This is a genomic window from Pseudomonas trivialis (assembly GCF_036864995.1).
GTDB classification, from domain to species: Bacteria; Pseudomonadota; Gammaproteobacteria; order Pseudomonadales; family Pseudomonadaceae; genus Aquipseudomonas; species Aquipseudomonas trivialis.
This window is the reverse complement of record NZ_CP142151.1, coordinates 2,803,817-2,825,444: the sequence shown is the minus strand read 5'-3', so window position 1 is coordinate 2,825,444 and position 21,628 is coordinate 2,803,817. Positions and strand designations below refer to the sequence as shown.

Here is a 21,628-nt window from a genome sequence, read left to right as displayed (position 1 = left end):
ACATCGACGCGGCAGCATAAGAGCGCGGTGGGTATGGTGCGGTTAACCCAGTGTCAAGTTAGGTAAAGGTTGCATTGAGGTCATGACGCTGGTCAGCGAAAACCGATAATGTGCGCACCCTGACCCAGGAGCTGGCGATGATTTCAGTACTGTTGGTTGATGACGATGAAGACCTCACCGAAATGCTCAGGCAGTACCTGGCGCGTGAAGGTTTTGACGCGACCGCCGTGCATACCGGAGAGGAGGGTGAGGAGCAGGCGCTGTCGGGCCGCTACAGCATCGTGGTGCTGGACGTGATGTTGCCGCAGTTGTCCGGGATAGAGGTGCTGCGGCGTATCCGCGCGGTCAGTCAGGTGCCCATCGTGCTGCTCACCGCCCGTGGCGACAATATCGACCGCATAGCCGGCCTCGAGCTTGGCGCGGACGACTACGTGCCCAAGCCCAGTTCCCCCGGAGAGCTGGTGGCGCGTCTGCGTGCCATCATGCGGCGGGTGCAGCCGGCGGATCGTCCGACGGCGGACGTTATCCGCACCGGTGAGCTGGTGTTGTGGCCGGCCAGGCGTGAGGCCCGTTGGCAAGGCCGTGAGCTGGGGGTGACCAGCACCGAGTTCAGCCTGCTGGAGGAACTGGCCAAATGCGCGGGTCAGGTGGTGAACAAGACCGACCTGTCGCTCAATGCCCTGGGATGCCCGCTCAAACGCTATGACCGGCGTATCGACGTGCACATCAGCAGCATTCGCCAGAAGCTGGGGCCGCGCAGCGACGGCAAGGCCTGGATCCAGAGCGTGCGTGGCCTCGGCTATCAGTTGATAGCCGAATGATGAAGCCCAGCCGGCTGTTCTGGAAGCTGTTCCTGGCGTTCTGGCTGGCGACGAGCCTGACTTTTTTGCCGGGGTCGGGGTGCATGAGGTGGAAACGTTCGAGCCGGACGACCCCAATTTGAAAGTCATCCTGGCCAGCGAGGCCGCACTGCTGCGGCAGTTCGGCGTTGAGTCTGGAGCCGAGCTGCTGGCGACCTGGCGACGTCCGCCCGATCAGGCAATCGGCGTGTATGACAATGCCGGGCAACTGCTGGCCGGCTCCGCTGTGCTGTCGCCAGCCTATGAGCAGACGGTGATCAGCAAGGAAGGTCTCATTCTGTCGCTGCGCTCCACCCACCCGATCAGCTATGAGCACGGTGGACCCGGCCTGCAGGTGCCGCTGATCATCGGCACCTTGATGAGCGCACTGTTCAGCGGGTTTTTGGCCTACTACCTGGCATGGCCCCTGGCCAGTTTGCGCCGCGCGATGGGCGAAGTGGCTCAGGGGCGTTTCGATGTTCGCGTCAAACCGATGATGGGCAAGCGTCGCGACGAAATTGTCGACCTGGCCGGCGAATGCGACCGTATGGCCAACCAGCTCAAGTTGCTGGTGCAAGCCCAGCAACGATTGCTTCACGATATTTCCCATGAGCTGCGTTCACCGCTGACGCGCATGCGCGCGGCCATCGGGCTGTTGCGTCAGGGCAGCGAGCGTGTGGGCATGCTTGAGCGCATCGAGCGCGAGTCCGAGCGCATGGATGCCCTGATCGAAGCGTTGCTGACGCTGGCGCGCCTGCAAGGGCGGCCCGAGAGCATCCAGCGCGAACCGTTCGACATCAGCGAGTTACTGGCGATGATCGTTGAAGATGCGCAATTCGAGGCGGGCATCAAAGGCTGCCAGGTGCAGTTGCAGGACGGGCCGCCTTTTATCGCCTGCGTGAATGGCGAGCTGATGTACCGCTGTTTCGAGAACGTGATACGCAACGCCGTGCGCTATACCCGGCCAAAGACTACGGTGCAGGTATCTACCCGGCTCAGTGCCGATGGGGAGTATTTTTGGGTACGCATCACCGATCAGGGACCGGGGGTGGACGAAGCCCGGCTGCAGAGCATCTTTCAGCCGTTCGAACGCGGCAGCGGCGACGCCAGCGTCGGTTTTGGCCTGGGTTTGGCGATTGCCTACAGTGCCCTGGAAATGCACCAGGGCAGTATCGTGGCTCGCAATGAGCAGGAGGGTGGTTTGACCCTGGAAATCAGCCTGCCGAGGGCACGGTCTTTACGCGAAATTACACTCGCTTGACGGCTCTGTACTTGCCACCTCATTAGACTCTGCGCTCGGCAAAGCCATTGGTTGAGTAGAGGCAGCGATGTTTCAGGTGCATAAAAAAGGGTTTGTTTCAGGGCGGAAAATGATCGATGGGCTGGTGCCTTATGACTTCTTCTGCGAAGACAATCCGACGATCAATCTATTCGTGTTTACCGGTGCGGCCGGTCAAGGCGAAGCCATCGAAGCGCCGACACTGTGGGGGTTTACCCGCCTGGAGCGCTTTGAGGCGATGGCCAATGCGTTGTTGGCCAACAAACGCGACGATGGCTGGTTTCAAAGTGTCAATGTGCTCACCGGCCCTGTCCAGAACGGCACCCTGGGAGTGAAATTCCAGCGCGTGCACAAAATCATCAAGCATGCCGGCCCGGCAGTGCCTTCGGCACGCAAAGTGGATTACGAAATTCATACCGACGACGGCGACATCTACTTCACCCGGCAACCCCTGTCGGCCGACCTTGCGCAAACCGTCATTTACGCGGCGCACAACGCCAAGGAGCAGCCACCCGCCTGATTGCGATCAGTGGCCACTTTCCCAACCGCCATGCACCGCCTTGCGAATAGCCTCGAGCAGCATGGCAAAAGCCGGATTGTCATTGTGTTCACGCCAGATCAGGTGCAGTTCGCTCTGCACGCCTTGGCCGAGATCGATCTCGCGAAAGACCACGTTCTTGAACACCACACTGCTGGCGCAACGGGGCACCAGGGCCAGGCCCATGCCGGCGTTGACCAGTGCCAGAATGGTCAGGGAAGATCCCAACCATTGCACGTATTCCGGCGCCACGCGGGCTGAGCGAAGCATGCCCGTAAGCAGCTCGTTAAATGGCGGATAGGCCGAGTGGGCGTACATCAGGAAGGGCTGGGCATCCAGGTCCTGCACCGAGACGTGCTCGGCCTGGGCCAGTGGATGCCTGCAATGCACAGCCAGCACGAAGGGTTCGCGCACCAGGCATTCGGTGGCGTAGCCGGGTTCGAGCAGGGGCGCACGCACGATGCCCAGGTCAATGCGGCGCGCGCGCAGGGCTTCGTGCTGCTGATAGGTGTTCATCTCGGCCAGATCAATGCGCACATGGGGCTGCTTGAGACGCGCTTCGGCGATGACCTTGGGCAGAAACTCATACACCGCACTGCCCACGAAGCTGATGTTTACCGTGCCGATATCCCCTTCGGCAAAGCGCCGGGCGGTCACGGCGGCTTGCTGGGCGCGCTCGAGCAGGTTCTGGGCTTCGACGAAAAAAGCCCGACCTGCGGCGGTGAGCGTGACGCTGCGGGTGGTTCGGGTGAACAACTCCACCCCCAAATGGTGCTCCAGCAACTGGATCTGCCGGCTCAGCGGCGGCTGGGTCATGTTCAACCGCTCCGCAGCACGCCGAAAGTTGAGTTCGGTAGCCACCGTGGTAAAGCAGCGCAACTGAGTCAGTTCGAACATTGATCTAATCCAGGTATCAATCGAATGCCAAGTTAGATTAGACGGGATCAATACCCAGCGTCCATCATCCCGACGTCCCTAAAAAATAAATCAACGGGAGTCGCCCTTGAATACCGTCCAGAGTTCGCCCGACCCAACCGTACTCGCCCGTGCGTCGGCCAAGGTCAAGCGTCACGTCTTGCCGCTGTTTGTGGTGATGTTCATCGTCAACTACATCGACCGGGTCAATATCGGCTTTGTACGCAGCCATCTGGAAACCGACCTGGGCATTGGCGCCGCCGCCTATGGTCTGGGCGCGGGTTTGTTCTTCATCGGCTACGCGCTGTTCGAAGTGCCGTCCAACCTGCTGTTGCAGCGCTACGGTGCCCGCGCCTGGTTGACCCGCATCATGTTTACCTGGGGCGCGGCCGCCATGGCCATGGCCTTTGTGCAGGGCGAGACCAGTTTCTATGTGCTGCGCTTTGTCCTCGGCGCCGCCGAAGCCGGGTTTTTCCCGGGCATAATTTATTACTTCACCCAGTGGTTGCCGGCCAGCGAGCGCGGCAAGGCCATGGCGATTTTCCTCAGTGGTTCGGCCATCGCCTCGGTGATTTCCGGTCCGGTGTCAGGCGCGCTGCTGAGTGTGAGCGGCTTGAGCCTGCATGGCTGGCAGTGGATGTTCCTCATTGAAGGTTTTGCCTCCATCGTGCTCTGCGGGTTTGTGTGGTTCTGGCTGCAATCCCATCCCCGTCAGGCCACGTGGCTCAGCGACGAAGAAAAGCAGGCGCTGGTCGGCGCCATTGCGCTTGAGCAGTTGGCGCGTGAGGCGGCGCAGGTCAGCCGGCCGTCCATGTTCAAGTTGCTGGCCGATAAACAGATCGCGTTGTTTTGCTTCATCTACTTCTCCATTGCCCTGACCATTTACGGCGCGACCTTCTGGCTGCCGAGCATGATCAAACAGATGGGCAGCCTCGGCGACTTTCAGGTCGGCCTGTTCAACTCGATTCCGTGGTTGATTTCCATCGTCGCCATGTACGGCTTTGCTGCTCTGGCCAGCAAGTGGAAACACCAGCAGGCCTGGGTATCGCTGATGCTGGTGATCGCCGCCTTCGGCATGTTCATTTCCACCACCGGCGGGCCGGTGTTTGCGTTTGTCGCCATCTGTTTTGCCGCGATTGGTTTCAAGGCGGCCTCGGCGCTGTTCTGGCCGATTCCCCAGGGCTACCTGGATGCGCGCATCGCTGCGGCGGTGATCGCCTTGATCAACTCGGTCGGCAACCTGGGCGGATTCGTCGCGCCCACCACCTTTGGCTTTCTCGAGCAGACCACCGGCTCCATCCAGGGCGGGCTATACGGACTGGCGGCGACTTCGCTGGTGGCGGCGGTGGTGGTGTTTTTTGCCCGCACTGCGCCACGCGGCGGCGTACCCGCCAGCGCGGTGCCCGTCGAACCGGTCGCCAGCCCACCTCGCGATCCTCATCACACCTTGCGTTCAGGCCAACAGGGAGCTATCTCTTGAAAATCATCCGCGTCAGCGTCACCCCGATTGCCTTCCGCGATCCACCACTGCTGAACGCCAGCGGTATTCATGAACCCTTCGCGTTGCGCTCGATCATCGAGATCGAGAGCGACACCGGCTATATCGGGCTGGGTGAGAGCTATGGCGATGCACCGGCGCTGGCGATTCAGCAGCAGGTCGCGCCACAGCTGATCGGCCTTGATCCGTTCCAGCTCAATCAACTGCGCGCCATCGTGCAGACCACCGTGGCCGCGCAAAAGACCACCAGCCTGCCCGGTGCCGAGCTGGCGCCGGGCTCCCATGCCAGCAAGGCGGTGAGCAATGCCTACTCGGCCTTTGAGGTGGCCTTCCTTGACTTGCAGGCTCATGCGCTGAACGTGCCGCTGGTGGATTTGCTTGGTGGGGCGATTCGCGACCGCATCCCCTTCAGCGCCTACCTGTTTTTCAAATACGCCCAGCACATCGATTCGCCCTACAAGCCCGACAGCTGGGGCGAGGCTCTGAGCGCGCAACAGATCGTCGCCCAGGCGCGGCGGATGATCGAAAGCCATGGTTTTAAAAGCATCAAGCTCAAGGCCGGCGCCCTGGACCCCGAACACGAAGTGGCCTGTATCAAGGCCCTGAAAGAGGCGTTCCCGGGGGTTCCGCTGCGCATTGACCCGAATGGCAACTGGTCCCTGGCAACCTCGGTCCGCATGGCGCAACTGCTCGGCGATGACCTGCAATATTACGAAGACCCCACGCCAGGGCTGGACGGCATGGCCGAACTGCACGCCCGCACCGGACTGCCCCTGGCCACCAATATGGTGGTCACCGACTTCGACGAATTTCGCCGCAGCGTTGCGCTCGACAGCGTGCAGATCGTGCTGACCGACCATCACTATTGGGGTGGGCTGCGTGATACCCAGGTGCTGGCCAAAATGTGTGACACCTTTGGCCTGGGCGTGTCGATGCACTCCAACTCGCACCTGGGCATCAGCCTGATGGCCATGGCCCATGTTGCCGCCGCAGTGCCCAATCTCGATTACGCCTGCGACACCCACTACCCGTGGCAGGAGCCGGACGAAGAAGTGATCAAGGGTGGCAAGGTACCGATTGTCGACGGCTGCGTGACAATCACCCGCGCGCCGGGACTGGGGCTCGAGCTGGACCACGATCAACTGGGCAAGCTCCATGACCAGTACTTGAGTTGCGGCATTCGCCAGCGCGATGACGTGAAACAGATGCAGCGCTATCAGCCTGAGTGGACAAGCGTGAAACCACGGTATTAAACGGGTCGCTTGCTTTGCCCGGTCGCACCGTTACGGTGCCGCCGGGCTTTTTTTGCGTGCCTGTGCGCAGAATCCCGGGTGTTGGGTATCGCGATGCAACGAATAGGCGCCGTTGCCCCTCCTATGTTTACGAATAACCTTTCACGAGATAGGTAGTGGGCTTATGACGGCGGCAGACAAGGATCATGTGAACTGGCTGGTAGAACAATCGATGCTGCATGCGGCGCGCCAGCGCGCCCGGCTGTATTCGGGGCAGGGCCGGTTGTGGCAGCAGCCTTACGCGCAGACGCGGCCGCGTGATGCTTCCGCCTTGTCGTCGGTGTGGTTCACCGCGTACCCGGCCTCGATCGTCACCCGTGAAGACGGCACCGTACTCGAAGCGCTGGGCGATGAAGCGCTGTGGCATGCGCTGTCGAAAATCGGCATCCAGGGCATTCACAACGGCCCGCTGAAAAAGTCCGGTGGTTTGTCCGGTACCCGCCATACGCCCACCATCGATGGCAACTTCGACCGCATCAGCTTCGAAATCGACCCGCAGCTGGGCACCGAGGCGCAGTTACAGGCGCTGACGCGCATGGCCGCCGCGCACAACGCGGTGATCATCGACGACGTGATCCCGTCGCACACCGGCAAAGGCGCGGATTTTCGCCTGGCCGAGATGGCCTATGAGGACTACCCGGGGCTCTACCACATGGTGGAAATCCGCGAAGAAGACTGGCCCCTGCTGCCCGACGTTGCCGAAGGGCGTGATGCGCAGAACCTCAGCCCGCTGCAGGTGGATGCCCTGCGCGACAAGCACTACATCGTTGGCCAGTTGCAACGGGTGATCTTCTTCGAGCCCGGCGTGAAGGAGACCGACTGGAGCGCCACGCCGGTGGTATTGGGCGTCGACGGCAAACCCCGGCGCTGGGTGTACCTGCACTACTTCAAGGAAGGCCAGCCGTCGCTTAACTGGCTCGACCCGTCATTCGCCGCGCAGCAGATGATCATCGGCGACGCCCTGCACGCGATCGACGTGATGGGCGCGAAGATCTTGCGCCTGGATGCCAACGGCTTCCTCGGTGTCGAGCGCAAGCTGGACGGCACTGCCTGGTCGGAAAGCCATCCGCTGTCGATCACCGGTAACCAGTTGCTCGGCGGTGCGATTCGCAAGGCCGGTGGCTTCAGCTTTCAGGAATTGAACCTCACGGTCGACGACATCGCGTCGATGTCCCACGGCGGTGCGGACCTGTCCTACGACTTCATCACCCGGCCGGCCTACCAGCACGCCTTGCTGATGGGCGATGCGGAATTCCTGCGCCTGATGCTGCGCCAGATGCACAGCCTGGGCATCGACCCGGGCTCGCTGATTCACGCGCTGCAAAACCACGATGAACTGACCCTGGAACTGGTGCACTTCTGGACCCTGCACGCCCACGACAGCTTCCTGTATCAGGGCCAGACCTTTCCCGGCAACATCCTGCGCGAGCACATCCGCGAGCAGATGTATGAGCGCCTGACCGGCGAGCATGCGCCGTACAACCTCAAGTTCGTTACCAATGGGGTGTCGTGCACCACGGCGAGCATCATCACGGCGGCGCTGGGCATCCGCGACCTGGACGCCATCACGCCGGCCGATGTCCAGCAGATTCGTCAGATCCACTTGCTGCTGGTGATGTACAACGCCATGCAGCCCGGGGTATTCGCGTTGTCCGGCTGGGACCTGGTGGGCGCGCTGCCGTTGGCGGCCGATGAGGTGGCCCACCTGATGCAGGACGGCGACACCCGCTGGATCCATCGTGGCGCCTACGACCTGGTGGACCTGAACCCCGAAGCCGAGCTGTCGACCGGGCAGATGCCACGCTCCAAATCCTTGTACGGCAGTTTGAACAGCCAGTTGCAGGACCCGGAGTCGTTCGCCTCCCAGCTGCAAAAAATCCTCGGCGTGCGCCGCGCCTATGATATTGCCGCAAGCCGCCAGATCCTGGTGCCGGACGTCGAACACCCGGGCTTGCTGGTGATGGTCCACGAACTGCCGGCCGGCAAGGGTACGCAGATCACTGCGCTGAACTTCGGCGCCACGCCAATCACGGAAACCCTGCATCTGCCCAATATTGCGCCGGGGCCGGTAGTTGACATCATCAATGAGCGAGTCGAAGGCGACTTGACTGCCGAGGGTGAGTTCACCATCACGCTGGATGCCTATGAAGGGCTGGCGTTGCGGGTGGTGAGCAGCACACCGATGCTGTGATGAGGTTGCCTGGGGTGCCGGTGGCACCTCAGGCATTCAGCGATGCGTACCACGGTGAATAGGGCGTGTTGCCGACCTTGTGCCGGTTGAAGTCCGGCGCTCCGTCATCCCACCACACCGGGCCGCGTTCGCCGAGCGCGACCTTGGCCTCGTGAACCCTGGCCCTCGCGGCCTTCAGCTCATGGGGATCGTCCGAGGCATTGGCGGCCTTCACTGCGCGGCGCGCGGCCATCAATTGGTTGACCAACTGTTGCCTGACGTCGTCAGGCAGCGACGGGTTGCTGCACCGCCACAACGTGCCCTTGACCACAAAGTAGCGACCGTCCGGTGTGCTCGGATACACCTGTGCGCTCACTTCAGGCCGATGCGTTTACGCATCTGCGCCGTGATGGTTTGCCGAGTTCCAGGCAGATCGGCCCATGGGTCGGCGTCCAGCTCGCCCAGGCGCTCATGCAGATTGCGCACGGTCCATTGGTTGGCGCCCTTGAGGTCTTTCAACTCATCCTTGAAGATCGGCACCGACACCGGCAAGCCCTCGCGGCTGCGCGCTGCATAGGCGCAGATGGTGGTGGCGCCCAGGCCATTGCGCAGGTAGTCGATGAAAATCCGCCCCACCCGGTTTTTCGGCCCGGAAACCGCCGAGAACCGGTCCGGCAGCAGGTTGGCGATATGCTTGACCACGGCGTGGCTGAAGCTTTTGACCGCATCCCAGTCCGCCTTCGGCGTCAGCGGCACCACGATGTGAATGCCCTTGCCGCCGCTGGTCTTGAGAAAGGATTTAAGCCCCAGCTCGTCCAGCACCGTCAAGGTCAGTTGGGTGGCCTCGATCATGCTTTTCCAGGGCAGCGCCGGGTCCGGGTCCAGGTCGAGAATGAAGCGGTCGGGTTTTTGCAGGTTTTTGGACACTGCATTCCAGGTATGCAGCTCGATGGTGTTCATCTGCACCGCGCCGACCAGTGCCTCGATGTTGTTGATCAGCATTACCGGTTGGCCGGTCTCCTCCTTGCCGATGATCTCGATGCCGGGAATCGCCAGGTGCTCTGCGTTTTTCTGAAAAAACAGCTCGCCACCAATGCCATCCGGCGCACGCACCAGCGCGACAGGCCGATTGAGCAACTGCGGCAGGATCCAGTCGCTGACGCCCATGTAATAGTCCGCCAGGTCACGCTTGGTCGCGCCGCTGCCGGGGTCGATCACGCGCTGGGGGTGGGTGAGCCTGAGCGTGGTCGAGCCGTTTTTTTCGGGTGGGGTCTTGGTCATCGCCTTGGTCTTCCTGGCGGTTTTAGGTTTGACGGCAAGGGCAGGGCGCTCTTCGGTAATCGACTTGGCGGGTTTGTCGTTACGCAGCCCGTGAAACACCGCCTGCCTGACGGAGCCTTCCTGGGTAATTTCGGCGAATGCAACTTCCGCCAGCAGCGCGGGCTTGAGCCAGTGCACGCCCTTGGCCTCGAACCCCGTTGGCGGGTTGACCACCGCAGGTTTCTTGACCTCAAGCGGGGTCAGTTGCGCGAAGATCGTCGCCAGTGTGGCCTGGTTGAAGCCGGTACCTACCTTGCCCGCGTACCGCAGTTCACCGCTGTCGTCATCATGCAACCCCAGCAACAGCGCGCCGAACTTGCTGCGCGAGCCCTTGGGTTCGGTATAACCGACGATGACGAACTCCTGGCGCCGCTTGCATTTGAGCTTGATCCAGTCGCCGCTGCGCCGTGACTGGTACGCACTGCCCACGCGCTTGCCGATCAGACCTTCCATGTGCATGTCGCAGGCGCTGTTGAGCAGTGCCTCGGGCGTTTCAGCGAAATCCGCCGAATACTTGAGCAGATCGCCTTCGCTGCGCTCCAGTAACTTGGCCAGGGCGCCTCGACGTTGCTCCACCGGCACCTCACGCAGGTCCATGCCGTTGAGAAAGGGCAGGTCGAAAAGGTAGTAAACGATGTTGCCGCTGCGCGCCTGCTCGAACGCATTTTGCAAGGCCTGGAAATCCGGTACGCCGTGTTCGTTGGCAACCACCACTTCGCCATCCAGCCAGGCAGACGTGAGGCCCAGGCTGGCAATCGCCTCGGCCTGGCGCGGTAGCTTGTGCGTCCAGTCGTTGCCGTTGCGCGTGAATAATTGCACCTTGGCGTCTTCCACCCGGGCCAGGATGCGGTAGCCGTCGAACTTGATTTCATAGCGCCAGTCACCCTCGGGTGGGGAGTCCACCAGCGTGGCGAGTTCGGGCTTGAGGCTTTCAGGTAGCGCGGACGGCCGGGCATTCTCCAGCTTTTTTGCGCGTGTGGGCCTGGCGCGCTTGGCGGGAGCCTTGTCGACGGGTTTGGCCTGCGCCGCCTTGCGCTTTTTCTGCACGATGGTGCGCTCGCTCAGCACACTGTGGGGCTCGGCCTCGACCACGTCGTAGTCGCTTTGGGGGCGGGCGAATTCGTCCTGATGCTTGATCAGAAACCATTGCTCCTGCCTGCCCGGCATATGCGTCTTGACCAGGTTCCACACACCGCCGAGCTTTTCGCCCAGCAGCTCGAATTTGAGGCGGCCCTTCGCGTAGGCTTGCGCCGGATGCGACAGCGGTTTCCAGATGCCGCGGTCCCATACGATGACGTCGCCAGCACCGTAATGGCCCTCGGGGATGCTGCCTTCAAAGGTTGCGTAGTCCAGCGGGTGGTCTTCGACGTGCACGGCCAGGCGCTTGTTTTTCGGGTCCAGCGAAGGGCCTTTCGGCACCGCCCAGCTTTTGAGGGTGCCGTCGAGCTCCAGGCGAAAATCGTAATGCAGGCGGCTGGCATCGTGCTTTTGAATGCAGAACTGCAGGGCGTTCGGCTCTGCGCGTGTCCTGCCCCTGGACGTGCCGCCGGCGGGTTCCGAGGTCGCATCGAAATCACGTTTGTGGTGGTACTCCTCCAGGGCTTTGTTCGCCTGCGGCTTTTTCTTTGCGCGCGTTTTGCGCGACGACAGCTCGATCCAGGTGGGCGCATGATCACTGGCGTGTTCCTCGCCGCGCACCCAGGCGTCCACACCGGCGTTTTTGAGATGTGGGGCGAGTACCGGGTTGAGCAGGAGATGGTCGATACGCAGGCCGGAATTCTTCTGCCAGTGTTGCCGGAAGTAATCCCAGAACGTGTAGACCCGCTCCTCGGGATACAGGTGACGCACCGAGTCGATCCAGCCCTGGTCCAGCAACCGTTGATAGCATTCGCGACTCTGCGGCTGCAGCAGGGCATCCTTGAGCCATGAACGGGTGTTGTAGATATCGAGGTCGGTGGGCACCACATTGAAGTCCCCGGTCAGCACCACCGGGTGTTCGCTCGATTGCAGCGTGCGGGCATGCTTGATCAGGTGCTCGAACCACTTGAGCTTGTACTCGAACTTGGGGCCCGGCTGCGGATTGCCGTTGGGCAGGTAGAGGCAACCCACCACCACGCCATGCACGGCGGCTTCGAGGTAGCGCGACTGCGAGTCGTCTTCCGCGCCGGGCAAGCCTTTGTGGATCAACAGCGGTTCGGAGTCGCGGGCAAGAATCGCCACGCCATTCCACGCGGCCTGCCCATGGTGCAGGCAACCATAACCGGCCGCCTCAAGCTCGGCAGCGGGGAAGGCTTTGTCCTGAGCCTTGAGTTCTTGCAGGCAGACAACGTCCGGCCGCTCTTTCTCCAGCCACTGCAACAGGTTGGGCAACCGCGCGCCGATGCCGTTGACGTTGAATGTGGCGATCCTGAGGTTCTGCATGGCCTCGATCCTTCAATGTTTTTGGTGCTTTCTCATCCGAGTGCTGAAGAACGGAGCGAGTTCTAAATTTGTTGCCGGGCGCTGCACCTGCATCCCGGTTGAACTGCCAGCGGCTTGGGCTGCCGAAACACAGACCACCCAGAGGACACCGCGATGACTGAAGAAAAGAAGAAGCAACCGGAACAGGAACAGCAGACACCCGCGCATTCAACCGAACAAGAGCGTGAGCGTTTGAAGGACTTCAACAAGGACGGTATTCCGCCAGGGGCCTGCTGACCTGTGCGTGTGCCATCAGTGTTTATCTGAAGGTATTTATATCGATACCCTCTGTGGCCAATGCCCGTTGCACGGCAGGCCTTTCGATAATTGACTGAATACGTTGAGTCCAGTGGGGGAAATGCAGACTCATGTCTATATCGATCCACTTCCCCCACATCCAGAAAAACATCAGCACTGGATGAACAATGTTGTAAGCCGCGCCATCAGCGCGCGCTGCAAGGCGCTGCTCGATAAACCGGTAGCTCTCCATCACATTGCTGCGGCCTTTTTCAATGACCGCAGGAAATAGACGCTCATCGTCGACAAACCGTTGCGGCCGCCAGACCTGTCCATATGCGAGGCCGTGCACAGTTCCTGATAACCAGTTCAGCCACTCCAGACTTCGTGCCGACTCACCTGGCGTGTCCGCGATAAAGCGCGCCGGTGAAGACTGGTTTGCCAGGTAGAACAAAATCGCAGGCAGTTCGGTTAGCACGCCCGTTTGTTCACCTATGGAACCGTCCAGGCAGAGCAGAGCGGGTACTCGGCCTTTCGGGTTGATATTCAAATATTCCGCAGTTTGTGTGCCAATGCCTTTCACTGCCGAGCGCAACTGCAGCTCGAACGGCACGCCCAGTTCCTCAAGAAGAATATGGGCCGCAAGTGAGCAGGCACCGGGTGAGTAATAGAGATGGTACATACAGGCCTCGTAAACGCTTGTGGGTGGCTTTTATTGATGCGGTCAATACCGTTCAGATTGTGAGAAATGACCAGGTCCGACAACCACCTATTGCCTCTTGTGGCGAGCGGGCTTGCCCCGCGTTGGGCTGCGCAGCAGCCCCAAAACCCGTCACCGCGCAGTGCCTGAGACAGCGCATTCATTTTTACCGGGGCTGCTGCGCAGCCCAACGCAGGGCAAGCCCGCTCGCCACAAAAGCATTCTCTGCGCAAAAGGAGTAACCCATGGTCGACACCAAAAAACGCTATGAGCCCGTCAATCATGGACCGATTAAGGTGCAACTTGCACAGCTATCGAGACTTCGTCGCTGGCCTGGCGCCGACGAGCTGAACAGTATCCACACCTTTCAGACAACCACCGATTGCCCCTTGTGGCGAGCGGGCTTGCCCCGCGTTGGGCTGCGCAGTAGCCCCAAAACCCGTCACCGCGGAGTGCCTGAGACAGCGCATTCATCTTTACCGGGGCTGCTGCGCAGCCCAACGCGGGGCAAGCCCGCTCGCCACAGAAGCCCTGGCGGCCGATGTTCGACACCAAGTCGACATCATCGTCGCGTTTCTTGCAACCGGTTCACTTCAGCAGACGCTAAAGCCCGGCCCATCGCCGTCGATAAAGTCTATGAGCCCCACCAATCAAGGACTGATGAAATGACTCCTCCCGTTAGCGCCGCCTATACCCCGCCAGCCAACACCAGCCTCATGCCTTCCGGCCAGACGCTCGTGGTGCAGCCACTGACAGACGCTGCAAAAGAAGCGCTGGCAACCGCCTCCCTGGCGGCCGTCTACCATCCCAGTCCGAGTGGACCAGCGGGCACCACGGTGAAACCCCCTGAGGTTTTCGATACCTGGATCGGTCGCTCCCAATCGCCAGACTTTCCTCGACTCGTTGAGATCGCCTCTGGAGCGCTGAGCACGTTGAAGGCGTCCTTCAAGGTGTTCGAGTCGACGCTGGCAGTCACCGCTCCCGACCTGGCCGCGAAAAAGTATGGCTTCACCGTGGAGGCGGACGGCAGCCTGAAAGTGCGCGATACGGCCAGTCAGCTCAGCAGTTCGGATACCCGGCGGCTGACGGAACTGCTCAATCAATCCGCTGCTTTGAAAACCGCAGCCGTGGCCTACCGCAACGCCTCCATCGACACGGTGGACGCCGATTCGGTGCAGTCGGGCCTGGGCTTTTACAGCCTGACCAACGAAAACTTCGCCAGGACCATTGACCTGGCGCCGCTGTTAAGGGAATTCGACCCGTCGGATTTGAAGGGGGCCAAGGACCGGCTTTTTATCACCCAGCTGTCCTACAGAGGCGAGCGGGCGACGGCCAAGACTGAGGATGCAATGTACGAGCGGCGCGCGGCGCAGCGGTTCAGCGTGCAGGTCTGATCCCCGCGGGCCCGCACACTGATCCCCCCAAAGCAATCGTTAACTGGCAGAATCCCCTCCAACTTGATTGCTTTGGAGACCACCATGCTTCGTGCGTTTGAACGAAGACTCGACCCATTCCCCCCTGACGAAGTCCCCCCGCCGCCGAACGGGCTGGCGCGCTTTTTGTGGGCCTGCACCCGCGGCGCGCGTGGCTATATCCTGGCGTTTGCGCTGCTAAGCGCCGCAGTGTCGATCTACGAAGCCTGGCTGTTTTCCTTCCTGGGTCAGGTCGTCGACTTGCTGTCGACCTGGCAGGCCGGCGGTGATGCGGCCGCGCAGGAAAGCCGGGTGTTGTGGGGCATGGGCATCGTGATGGTGTTGAGTGTCGCCCTGGTGGCGTTGCGCACGATGGTTCAGCACCAGATATTGGCGATCAACCTGCCGTTGCGGCTGCGTTGGGACTTCCACCGGCTGATGCTGCGGCAAAGCCTTTCGTTTTTTTCCGATGAGTTTTCCGGGCGGGTCACCACCAAGGTGATGCAGACGGCGCTGGCGGTGCGCGATGTGCTGTTCACTCTGATCGAGATCCTGCCCGGCATAGGTGTGTATTTCATTGCGATCATCGCGCTGGCCGGTGGCTTCGCGCTCAAACTGATGCTGCCGTTTATTGCCTGGATCCTGTTGTTCGGGCTGGCCATGCTGTACTTCGTGCCCCGTCTGGGCAAAGTGGGGCAGGAGCAGGCCAACGCACGCTCGTCAATGACCGGCCGTATTTCCGACGCCTACACCAACATCACCACCGTTAAGCTGTTCTCCCATTCCAACCGCGAAGCGCATTTTGCCCGTGCGGCCATGGAAGATTTCAAGCAGACCGGCTTTCGCCAGATGCGCCTGGTCAGCCAGTTCGAAATCGTCAACCAGGCTCTGGTGGTGGCCTTGATCATGGCCGCTGGAGGTTATGCGCTGTGGCTCTGGCACCAGGGCGAGATCGGTGCGGGCGCTGTGGCCGCGATCACCGCCATGGCCTTGCGCATCAATGGCATGTCCCACTGGATCATGTGGCAGATGACCTCGCTGTTCGAGAGCATCGGCACCGTGCAGGACGGCATGGGAACCCTGACTCGCGGCGCCAAGGTGCAGGACGCGCCGGACGCGGGTGAGCTGGTCACCTCCGGCGGCGCCGTCACCTTCGACAACGTGAGTTTCAACTACAACGGCGAGCGCCAGGTGCTCGATGGCCTGAGCCTGGACATTCGCCCGGGCGAAAAAATCGGCCTGGTCGGGCGCTCCGGCGCCGGCAAGTCCACGCTGATCAACCTGCTGCTGCGCTTTTATGACGTCGACAGCGGCACGATCCGGATTGACGGGCAAGACATCGCGCAGGTGACCCAGGACAGCCTGCGCAGCGCCATCGGCATGGTCACCCAGGATACGTCGCTGTTGCACCGTTCCATTCGCGACAACATCGCCTACGGTCGTCCCGATGCGAGCGACGCGCAAATCCGCACGGCGGCGGCCAACGCCCAGGCCGATGAGTTCATCAGCCGATTGAGTGACCGCCAGGGCCACACCGGCTATGACACACTCGTTGGCGAGCGTGGCATCAAGTTGTCCGGCGGCCAGCGCCAGCGCGTAGCGATTGCCCGGGTGATGCTCAAGAACGCGCCGATCCTGCTGCTTGACGAGGCGACCAGCGCGCTGGACTCGGAGGTCGAAGTGGCCATCCAGGAAAGCCTCGATGAAATGATGCAGGGCAAGACCGTGATCGCCATCGCCCATCGACTGTCGACGATTGCCGCCATGGACCGACTGATCGTCATGGATGACGGCCGCATTCTCGAACAGGGCACCCACACCGAACTGCTCGCCAAGAACGGCATCTATGCGCGGTTGTGGCACCACCAGAGCGGCGGTTTTTTGGGTGAGGATCGCGGCGTGACCGAGGTGATGGACTAAAGCCGGGAAGGGACAAACCGACTCGCCGCGGGCGAGTCGGGATCACGCAAACGCGGGCACTTGAACGCTATCAGTAAACCAGCGGGATGACGATTTCCGGCGGCGTGGGGCTGCGCAGGTAATCCTCCTGCCTGACGCGTTCGGGCAGCTCGATCATCGGCACCTCGACTTCTTCATAGGGCATCTGCTTGAGCAAATGGTGAATGCAGTTGAGCCTGGCCTTCTTCTTGTTGTCCGCCTGCACCACCCACCAGGGCGCTTCGGGGATGTGGGTGCGTTCCAGCATGATTTCCTTGGCCTTGGTGTAGGCCTCCCAGCGGCGGCGGGATTCCAGGTCCATGGGGCTCAGTTTCCATTGCTTGAGCGGATCATGAATGCGACTGAGAAAGCGCAGGTGCTGTTCCTGATCGGAAATCGAGAACCAGTATTTGATCAACTGGATCCCGGAGCGCGCGAGCATGCGTTCGAACTCCGGCACGCTGCGAAAGAACTCTTCGTATTGCGCCTCGTTGCAAAACCCCATGACCTGTTCGACGCCGGCGCGGTTGTACCAACTGCGGTCGAACAGCACGATTTCGCCCGCCGCCGGCAGGTGTGAGACATAGCGCTGGAAATACCACTGCGTGCGTTCGCGGTCGTTCGGCGCGGGCAGGGCGGCGACTCGGCACACCCTCGGGTTGAGCCGCTGCGTAATGCGTTTGATGACCCCGCCCTTGCCGGCGGCATCGCGGCCTTCGAACAGGATCACCACCTTGGCCCCGGTCTTGACCACCCAGCTTTGCAGCTTCACCAGTTCGCCCTGCAGGCGGAACAGTTCGCTGAAATAAACCCTGCGCTCGGTCTTTTCGGGGCTTTCCTCGAGATGCTCATCCAGCAGCGCATTAAGGTCATGGCCGTCTTCGGTCAATTCCAGTTCCAGCTCTTCGTCACTGTGATCGAGCAGCTCACGGCGGATGCGCTGGATCAGGGCGTCGTCTGTTGCAGACATGGGAGACACTCGCGTGGGGAGGATGATCGAGTGTTAGTCGCATCTTGTTACGAAGTAATGACACGAAAATAAGCGTTTGACGCTGCAAAACAGGACAAAAACCTGCCTGCCATTCATTTTTCATAAAAACGTAACAAAGCTGCTGCAAAGTCCCGGGAGCCCGAAAATACAACACGGAGTTCCTTGAATGAAAAGCTTGATGAAGTCAGCTGCACTCGCCGTCGCGGTCTCGCTAAGTGCCACTTCGGTGTTTGCTGCCGAAAGCATCCGCCTGACTGGTTCCGGTGCCAGTTTCCCGGCGCCGATCTACCTCACCTGGTTCAAGGATTTCAGCAAGAAAAGTGCGGGCGTGACAGTGGACTACCAGTCGAAGGGGAGCGGGGCGGGCGTACAGGATTTCCTCAACAAGACTGTGGACTTCGCCGCCAGCGACTCGGCCATGAAAGACGAAGACATCGCCAAGGTCGCCGAAGGTGTGCAATTGCTGCCGATGACCGCCGGCGAAATCGTGCTGGCGTACAACCTGCCGGGCAACCCCAAAGGTCTGAAGCTGCCACGCGATGTGTACTCCGACATCTTCCTGGGCAAGATCACCAAATGGAACGATCCCAAGATCGTCGCCGCCAACCCGGACCTGAAACTCACCGATACGCCGATCACCGTGGTGGTACGTGCGGACTCCAGCGGCACCACCGCCGTATTCACCAAGCACCTGGCGGCCATCAACCCTGCGTTCAAGGACGCGTTGGGTGAAGGCAACACCGTCAACTGGCCGGCCACCGACAAGTTCATCAAGTCGCCCAAGAACGATGGCGTGACCGCCACCGTACGCCAGACGCCGGGCGCGATTGGCTACATCGAATACGGCTTCGCCAAACTGGCCAAGGTCGACTTCGCCCAGTTGCAGAACAAGGCTGGCCAATACGTAGTGCCGAACGCCGAAAGCGGTGCAGAAGCACTGGCAGCGGTAAAAATGCCTGAAAGCCTGGTGGCCTGGCTGCCGGACCCGGATGGCGCCAAGTCCTACCCGATCACGTCCTACACCTGGATGATCTTCCGCAAGGACAACGGCAACCCGGCCAAGGCCAAGGCCATGCGCGAAATGGTTGAGTACAGCCTCACCGAAGGACAGAAAATCGCTGACTCGATGGGCTACATCCCGCTGCCGGCTTCGGTGGTTGAACAGGTTCGCAAAGCTTCAGCCAACATCCAGTAAGGCTTGCCAGCTCACTCCCGGCGCAGGCGCTCAGCCACGTCGGGAGCGCGTCCTCCCTGTTTCGGAAGCAACCCATGAACTCACCTTTTGTCGTACCGGTTAACCCGGACTCTGCGTGTCAGCCACCGTCCACCAAGGATTTTGTGGTTGACCGCACCTTCCGTGCGCTTGCACGCATCGGCGTGGTGCTGGTGCTGGCGCTGGTGTTCGCGCTGGTGTTCGAAGTAGGGCGCAAGGCGCTTCCCGGCATGGAAAAGCACGGCTTTGACGTGCTGCTGGGCAGCGTCTGGGATGTCAATCAGGGCAAATACGGCATTTTGCCGGCGATCTGGGGCACGTTGTACAGCGCCTTCATCGCGTTGCTGATCGCTGGCGTGTTCGGCGTCAGCATGGCCATTTTTCTCACCCAGGATTTCCTCCCGGCCAAGCTGGCTGCGGTGTTTCGTACCATCGTCGAACTGCTCGCGGCCATTCCCAGCGTGGTGTATGGCCTGTGGGGCATCTACGTGGTCATCCCGGCCATCCGGCCGCTGACCGCATGGTTGAACACGGAGCTTGGCTGGATCCCGTTTTTCGGCACCTCATTGAGCGGCCCGGGCCTGCTCCCGGCCGCGCTGGTACTGGCCATCATGATCCTGCCGACCATTGCCGCCGTGTCCCAGGACGCGCTCACCGGCGTGCCGATGAAAACCAAACAGGCGGCCTACGGCATGGGCACCACCCACTGGGAAGCGATTCTCAAGGTGATGGTGCCGTCGGCGGCCACCGGTATCTTCGGCTCGCTGGTGCTGGGACTGGGCCGCGCACTGGGTGAAACCATGGCCCTTGCCATGCTGGTGGGCAACGCGAACAACATTTCGCTGTCGCTGTTCGCCCCGGCCAACACCCTGGCGGCCTTGCTGGCGCTGAACTTTCCCGAAGCCGGGCCGAACGAGATTGAGGTGTTGATGTATGCAGCGCTGGTGCTGATGTTCATCACGCTGCTGGTCAACGTGGCAGGCTCGATGCTCATGCTTTACGCCCAGCGGGGGACCAAGCAATGACCAACCTCACCACGCCCGACATCGCGCTGCCCAGCCTGCAGCGCCGCTTCGAAGGCCGCGCCCTGCGCAGTCTGGTGTTGACCACGCTGGTCTGGCTGGGGGCGCTGCTGGCCAGCGTACCGCTGATCTCCGTGCTGTATATGCTGATTACCCGGGGCGGGGCGCGCCTGAGTCTTGAACTGTTCACCGAGCTGCCGCCCACCGGTTTCGAGACCGGCGGCGGTTTCGGCAACGCCATGACCGGCACCCTGGTGATGGTCGGTATCGCGGCGGCCATCGCCGTGCCGGTCGGCATCCTCGCGGCGGTGTTCCTCGCCGAGCTGGGCCCTGACAGCAAGTTGGCGAGTGCGGCGCGCTTTGCCGCCAAAATGCTCACCGGCCTGCCGTCGATCCTGGCCGGCGTGTTTGCCTACGCCCTGGTGGTGATGACCACCGGCACTTACTCGGCTCCTGCAGGCGGCGTGGCGCTGGCCGTGCTGATGTTGCCTATCGTGGTGCTGACGGCCGAAGAGTCGATGAGAATGGTGCCCAAGATCATGAAGGACGCCGCGTACGGCATGGGCTGCACCCGTTCCCAGGTGATCTGGAAAATCGTTTTGCCCACCGGCATGCCGGCGATCCTCACCGGTGTGATGCTGGCCGTGGCGCGCGCCGCAGGCGAAACCGCGCCCCTGTTGTTTACCGCGCTGTTCAGCAACTACTGGATCTACCACGACGGCAACCTCGCCGTCATGAACCCGACAGCCTCGTTGGCCGTGCTGATCTACAACTTCTCCGGCATGCCGTTCGACAACCAGCTCGAACTCGCCTGGGCGGCCTCGCTGGTGCTGGTGATGATCGTGCTGGTCGTGAATATCGTGAGCCGTATTTTCGGCAAACCCAAATATTAAGAGCGGGAGCACCTGAATTTTGAACGTATCAACTGCGCAAATTGCTGCTCCGTTTGTGACCGACTCGCCTGTGGTCATGGACTGCAAGCTGGACAAGATTTTCTACGGCAACTTCATGGCGGTGCGTGACAGCCACGTGCCGATCGAAAAAAACAAGATCACCGGCTTCATTGGGCCGTCCGGCTGCGGCAAGAGTACTGTGCTGCGCAGCCTCAACCGCATGAACGACCTGGTCAAGGGCTTCCGCTTCGAGGGCCATGTGCATTTTCTTGGCCAGGACGTGTACGGCAAGGGCGTCGACCCGGTGGTGGTGCGTCGTTACATCGGCATGGTGTTCCAGCAGCCGAACCCGTTCTCGATGAGCATCTTCGACAACGTCGCCTTCGGCCTGCGCCTGAACCGCTACAAGGGCGACCTGGGCGACCGCGTGAAGCACGCGCTGCAGGGCGCGGCGCTGTGGGACGAGGTCAAGGACAAGCTCAAGGTCAGCGGCCTGTCGCTCTCCGGCGGCCAGCAGCAACGGCTGTGTATCGCACGCGCCATCGCCACCGAACCTGAAGTGCTGCTGCTGGACGAACCGTGCTCGGCCCTCGACCCGATTGCCACCCGCCGCGTCGAAGAGCTGATGGTCGAACTGAAGAAGGACTACACCATCGCGCTGGTGACCCACAACATGCAGCAGGCAATCCGTGTTGCGGACACCACCGCGTTTTTCTCGGTGGACATTTCCCAGGGCACGCGCACCGGCTATCTGGTGGAGATGGGCGCCACTGCGCAGATCTTCGGCACACCCCGCGAGCAAATGACCGAAGACTACATCAGCGGCAAGTTCAGCTGAGCATCAACGCCTCATCGACACCGCATACCTGCAAACGCCAAATGGAATTGGCGGGCATCCGGTAGATTTCCCT

The 21,628-nt window shown here is 61.3% G+C and carries 17 protein-coding genes and 1 pseudogene; 13 read left to right on the top strand and 5 right to left on the bottom strand.

Going from position 1 to position 21,628, the window contains the following annotated elements; translation table 11 throughout:
- The first annotated feature begins 137 nt into the window (after positions 1–137).
- The 3 genes and pseudogenes from VRB54_RS12210 (at position 138) to VRB54_RS12200 (ending at position 2,638) form a co-directional block, all read left to right on the top strand.
- Positions 138–821, top strand: coding sequence for a response regulator transcription factor (locus tag VRB54_RS12210; RefSeq protein ID WP_338477391.1), 684 nt, complete (start codon positions 138–140; stop codon positions 819–821).
- Positions 818–2,100 (top strand): annotated as a pseudogene (locus VRB54_RS12205) (ATP-binding protein). The gene VRB54_RS12210 and the pseudogene VRB54_RS12205 overlap by 4 nt, the downstream one beginning before the upstream one ends.
- Positions 2,101–2,167: 67 nt before the next feature.
- Positions 2,168–2,638, top strand: coding sequence for a hypothetical protein (locus tag VRB54_RS12200; protein ID WP_338477389.1), 471 nt, complete (start codon positions 2,168–2,170; stop codon positions 2,636–2,638).
- 6 nt (positions 2,639–2,644) lie between these two features.
- Here the strand turns inward: VRB54_RS12200 and VRB54_RS12195 are convergent, their stop codons facing one another.
- Positions 2,645–3,553: a LysR family transcriptional regulator gene (locus VRB54_RS12195; protein WP_338477388.1), complete on the bottom strand. Its 909-nt coding sequence runs from the start codon at positions 3,551–3,553 to the stop codon at positions 2,645–2,647.
- Between the two features lie 106 nt (positions 3,554–3,659).
- On the opposite strand from VRB54_RS12195, the gene VRB54_RS12190 reads away from it, so the two are divergent.
- The 3 genes from VRB54_RS12190 (at position 3,660) to treS (ending at position 8,552) form a co-directional block, all read left to right on the top strand.
- Entirely contained in the window at positions 3,660–5,051 is a 1,392-nt protein-coding gene (locus tag VRB54_RS12190) for an MFS transporter (RefSeq protein ID WP_338477387.1), read from the top strand.
- Complete coding sequence (locus VRB54_RS12185) at positions 5,048–6,322, top strand: glucarate dehydratase family protein (protein ID WP_338477386.1); 1,275 nt, start codon at positions 5,048–5,050, stop codon at positions 6,320–6,322. The genes VRB54_RS12190 and VRB54_RS12185 overlap by 4 nt, the downstream gene beginning before the upstream one ends.
- A 163-nt stretch (positions 6,323–6,485) precedes the next feature.
- A complete protein-coding gene (gene treS, locus VRB54_RS12180; RefSeq protein ID WP_338477385.1) occupies positions 6,486–8,552 on the top strand; it encodes a maltose alpha-D-glucosyltransferase in 2,067 nt (688 codons plus the stop codon).
- Between the two features lie 28 nt (positions 8,553–8,580).
- Here treS and VRB54_RS12175 read toward each other — a convergent pair whose 3' ends face one another.
- Together VRB54_RS12175 and ligD are read right to left on the bottom strand one after the other, a co-directional pair.
- Entirely contained in the window at positions 8,581–8,895 is a 315-nt protein-coding gene (locus tag VRB54_RS12175) for a hypothetical protein (RefSeq protein ID WP_338477383.1), read from the bottom strand.
- Positions 8,896–8,903: 8 nt separating this feature from the next.
- Positions 8,904–12,272 (bottom strand): DNA ligase D, encoded by a 3,369-nt coding sequence (ligD, locus tag VRB54_RS12170; protein ID WP_338477382.1) that lies wholly within the window; start codon positions 12,270–12,272, stop codon positions 8,904–8,906.
- A 153-nt stretch (positions 12,273–12,425) separates the two neighbouring features.
- Between ligD and VRB54_RS12165 the strand changes: the two genes are divergently transcribed.
- Positions 12,426–12,548 (top strand): hypothetical protein, encoded by a 123-nt coding sequence (locus tag VRB54_RS12165; RefSeq protein ID WP_003230191.1) that lies wholly within the window; start codon positions 12,426–12,428, stop codon positions 12,546–12,548.
- Between the two features lie 22 nt (positions 12,549–12,570).
- Here the strand turns inward: VRB54_RS12165 and VRB54_RS12160 are convergent, their stop codons facing one another.
- Positions 12,571–13,230 (bottom strand): glutathione S-transferase, encoded by a 660-nt coding sequence (locus VRB54_RS12160; protein WP_338477381.1) that lies wholly within the window; start codon positions 13,228–13,230, stop codon positions 12,571–12,573.
- 683 nt (positions 13,231–13,913) lie between these two features.
- Between VRB54_RS12160 and VRB54_RS12155 the strand changes: the two genes are divergently transcribed.
- Positions 13,914–14,642, top strand: coding sequence for a hypothetical protein (locus VRB54_RS12155; RefSeq protein ID WP_338477380.1), 729 nt, complete (start codon positions 13,914–13,916; stop codon positions 14,640–14,642).
- An 84-nt stretch (positions 14,643–14,726) separates the two neighbouring features.
- A complete protein-coding gene (locus VRB54_RS12150) occupies positions 14,727–16,580 on the top strand; it encodes an ABC transporter ATP-binding protein (protein ID WP_338477379.1) in 1,854 nt (617 codons plus the stop codon).
- A 70-nt stretch (positions 16,581–16,650) separates the two neighbouring features.
- Here the strand turns inward: VRB54_RS12150 and ppk2 are convergent, their stop codons facing one another.
- Positions 16,651–17,568 carry a polyphosphate kinase 2 gene (gene ppk2 / locus VRB54_RS12145; RefSeq protein ID WP_338477377.1) on the bottom strand — a complete coding sequence of 306 codons (918 nt, stop codon included), beginning with the start codon at positions 17,566–17,568 and terminating at the stop codon, positions 16,651–16,653.
- A gap of 187 nt (positions 17,569–17,755) precedes the next feature.
- On the opposite strand from ppk2, the gene pstS reads away from it, so the two are divergent.
- The 4 genes from pstS to pstB all read left to right on the top strand — a co-directional run bounded on the left by pstS (position 17,756) and on the right by pstB (position 21,555).
- The gene (gene pstS / locus VRB54_RS12140) at positions 17,756–18,784 is read left to right on the top strand and encodes a phosphate ABC transporter substrate-binding protein PstS (RefSeq protein WP_338477376.1); all 1,029 of its coding nucleotides are present in this window, start codon (positions 17,756–17,758) and stop codon (positions 18,782–18,784) included.
- Positions 18,785–18,858: 74 nt separating this feature from the next.
- A complete protein-coding gene (pstC, locus tag VRB54_RS12135; RefSeq protein WP_209982120.1) occupies positions 18,859–19,827 on the top strand; it encodes a phosphate ABC transporter permease subunit PstC in 969 nt (322 codons plus the stop codon).
- Entirely contained in the window at positions 19,824–20,717 is an 894-nt protein-coding gene (gene pstA / locus VRB54_RS12130) for a phosphate ABC transporter permease PstA (protein WP_338477375.1), read from the top strand. The genes pstC and pstA overlap by 4 nt, the downstream gene beginning before the upstream one ends.
- Positions 20,718–20,793: 76 nt before the next feature.
- Positions 20,794–21,555, top strand: a complete 762-nt coding sequence (gene pstB, locus VRB54_RS12125) for a phosphate ABC transporter ATP-binding protein PstB (RefSeq protein WP_057010279.1) — start codon at positions 20,794–20,796, stop codon at positions 21,553–21,555.
- The last annotated feature ends 73 nt before the right edge of the window (positions 21,556–21,628 follow it).

Bases quoted from the DNA above. Each gene is read 5' to 3' on its own strand.
- ppk2 (WP_338477377.1), bottom strand. From the start codon at position 17,568: ATGTCTGCAACAGACGACGCCCTGATCCAGCGCATCCGCCGTGAGCTG.
- VRB54_RS12150 (WP_338477379.1), top strand. From the start codon at position 14,727: ATGCTTCGTGCGTTTGAACGAAGACTCGACCCATTCCCCCCTGACGAA.
- pstC (WP_209982120.1), top strand. From the start codon at position 18,859: ATGAACTCACCTTTTGTCGTACCGGTTAACCCGGACTCTGCGTGTCAG.
- pstS (WP_338477376.1), top strand. From the start codon at position 17,756: ATGAAAAGCTTGATGAAGTCAGCTGCACTCGCCGTCGCGGTCTCGCTA.
- pstB (WP_057010279.1), top strand. From the start codon at position 20,794: ATGGACTGCAAGCTGGACAAGATTTTCTACGGCAACTTCATGGCGGTG.
- ligD (WP_338477382.1), bottom strand. From the start codon at position 12,272: ATGCAGAACCTCAGGATCGCCACATTCAACGTCAACGGCATCGGCGCG.
- pstA (WP_338477375.1), top strand. From the start codon at position 19,824: ATGACCAACCTCACCACGCCCGACATCGCGCTGCCCAGCCTGCAGCGC.
- treS (WP_338477385.1), top strand. From the start codon at position 6,486: ATGACGGCGGCAGACAAGGATCATGTGAACTGGCTGGTAGAACAATCG.
- VRB54_RS12210 (WP_338477391.1), top strand. From the start codon at position 138: ATGATTTCAGTACTGTTGGTTGATGACGATGAAGACCTCACCGAAATG.
- VRB54_RS12200 (WP_338477389.1), top strand. From the start codon at position 2,168: ATGTTTCAGGTGCATAAAAAAGGGTTTGTTTCAGGGCGGAAAATGATC.
- VRB54_RS12160 (WP_338477381.1), bottom strand. From the start codon at position 13,230: ATGTACCATCTCTATTACTCACCCGGTGCCTGCTCACTTGCGGCCCAT.
- VRB54_RS12195 (WP_338477388.1), bottom strand. From the start codon at position 3,553: ATGTTCGAACTGACTCAGTTGCGCTGCTTTACCACGGTGGCTACCGAA.
- VRB54_RS12155 (WP_338477380.1), top strand. From the start codon at position 13,914: ATGACTCCTCCCGTTAGCGCCGCCTATACCCCGCCAGCCAACACCAGC.
- VRB54_RS12165 (WP_003230191.1), top strand. From the start codon at position 12,426: ATGACTGAAGAAAAGAAGAAGCAACCGGAACAGGAACAGCAGACACCC.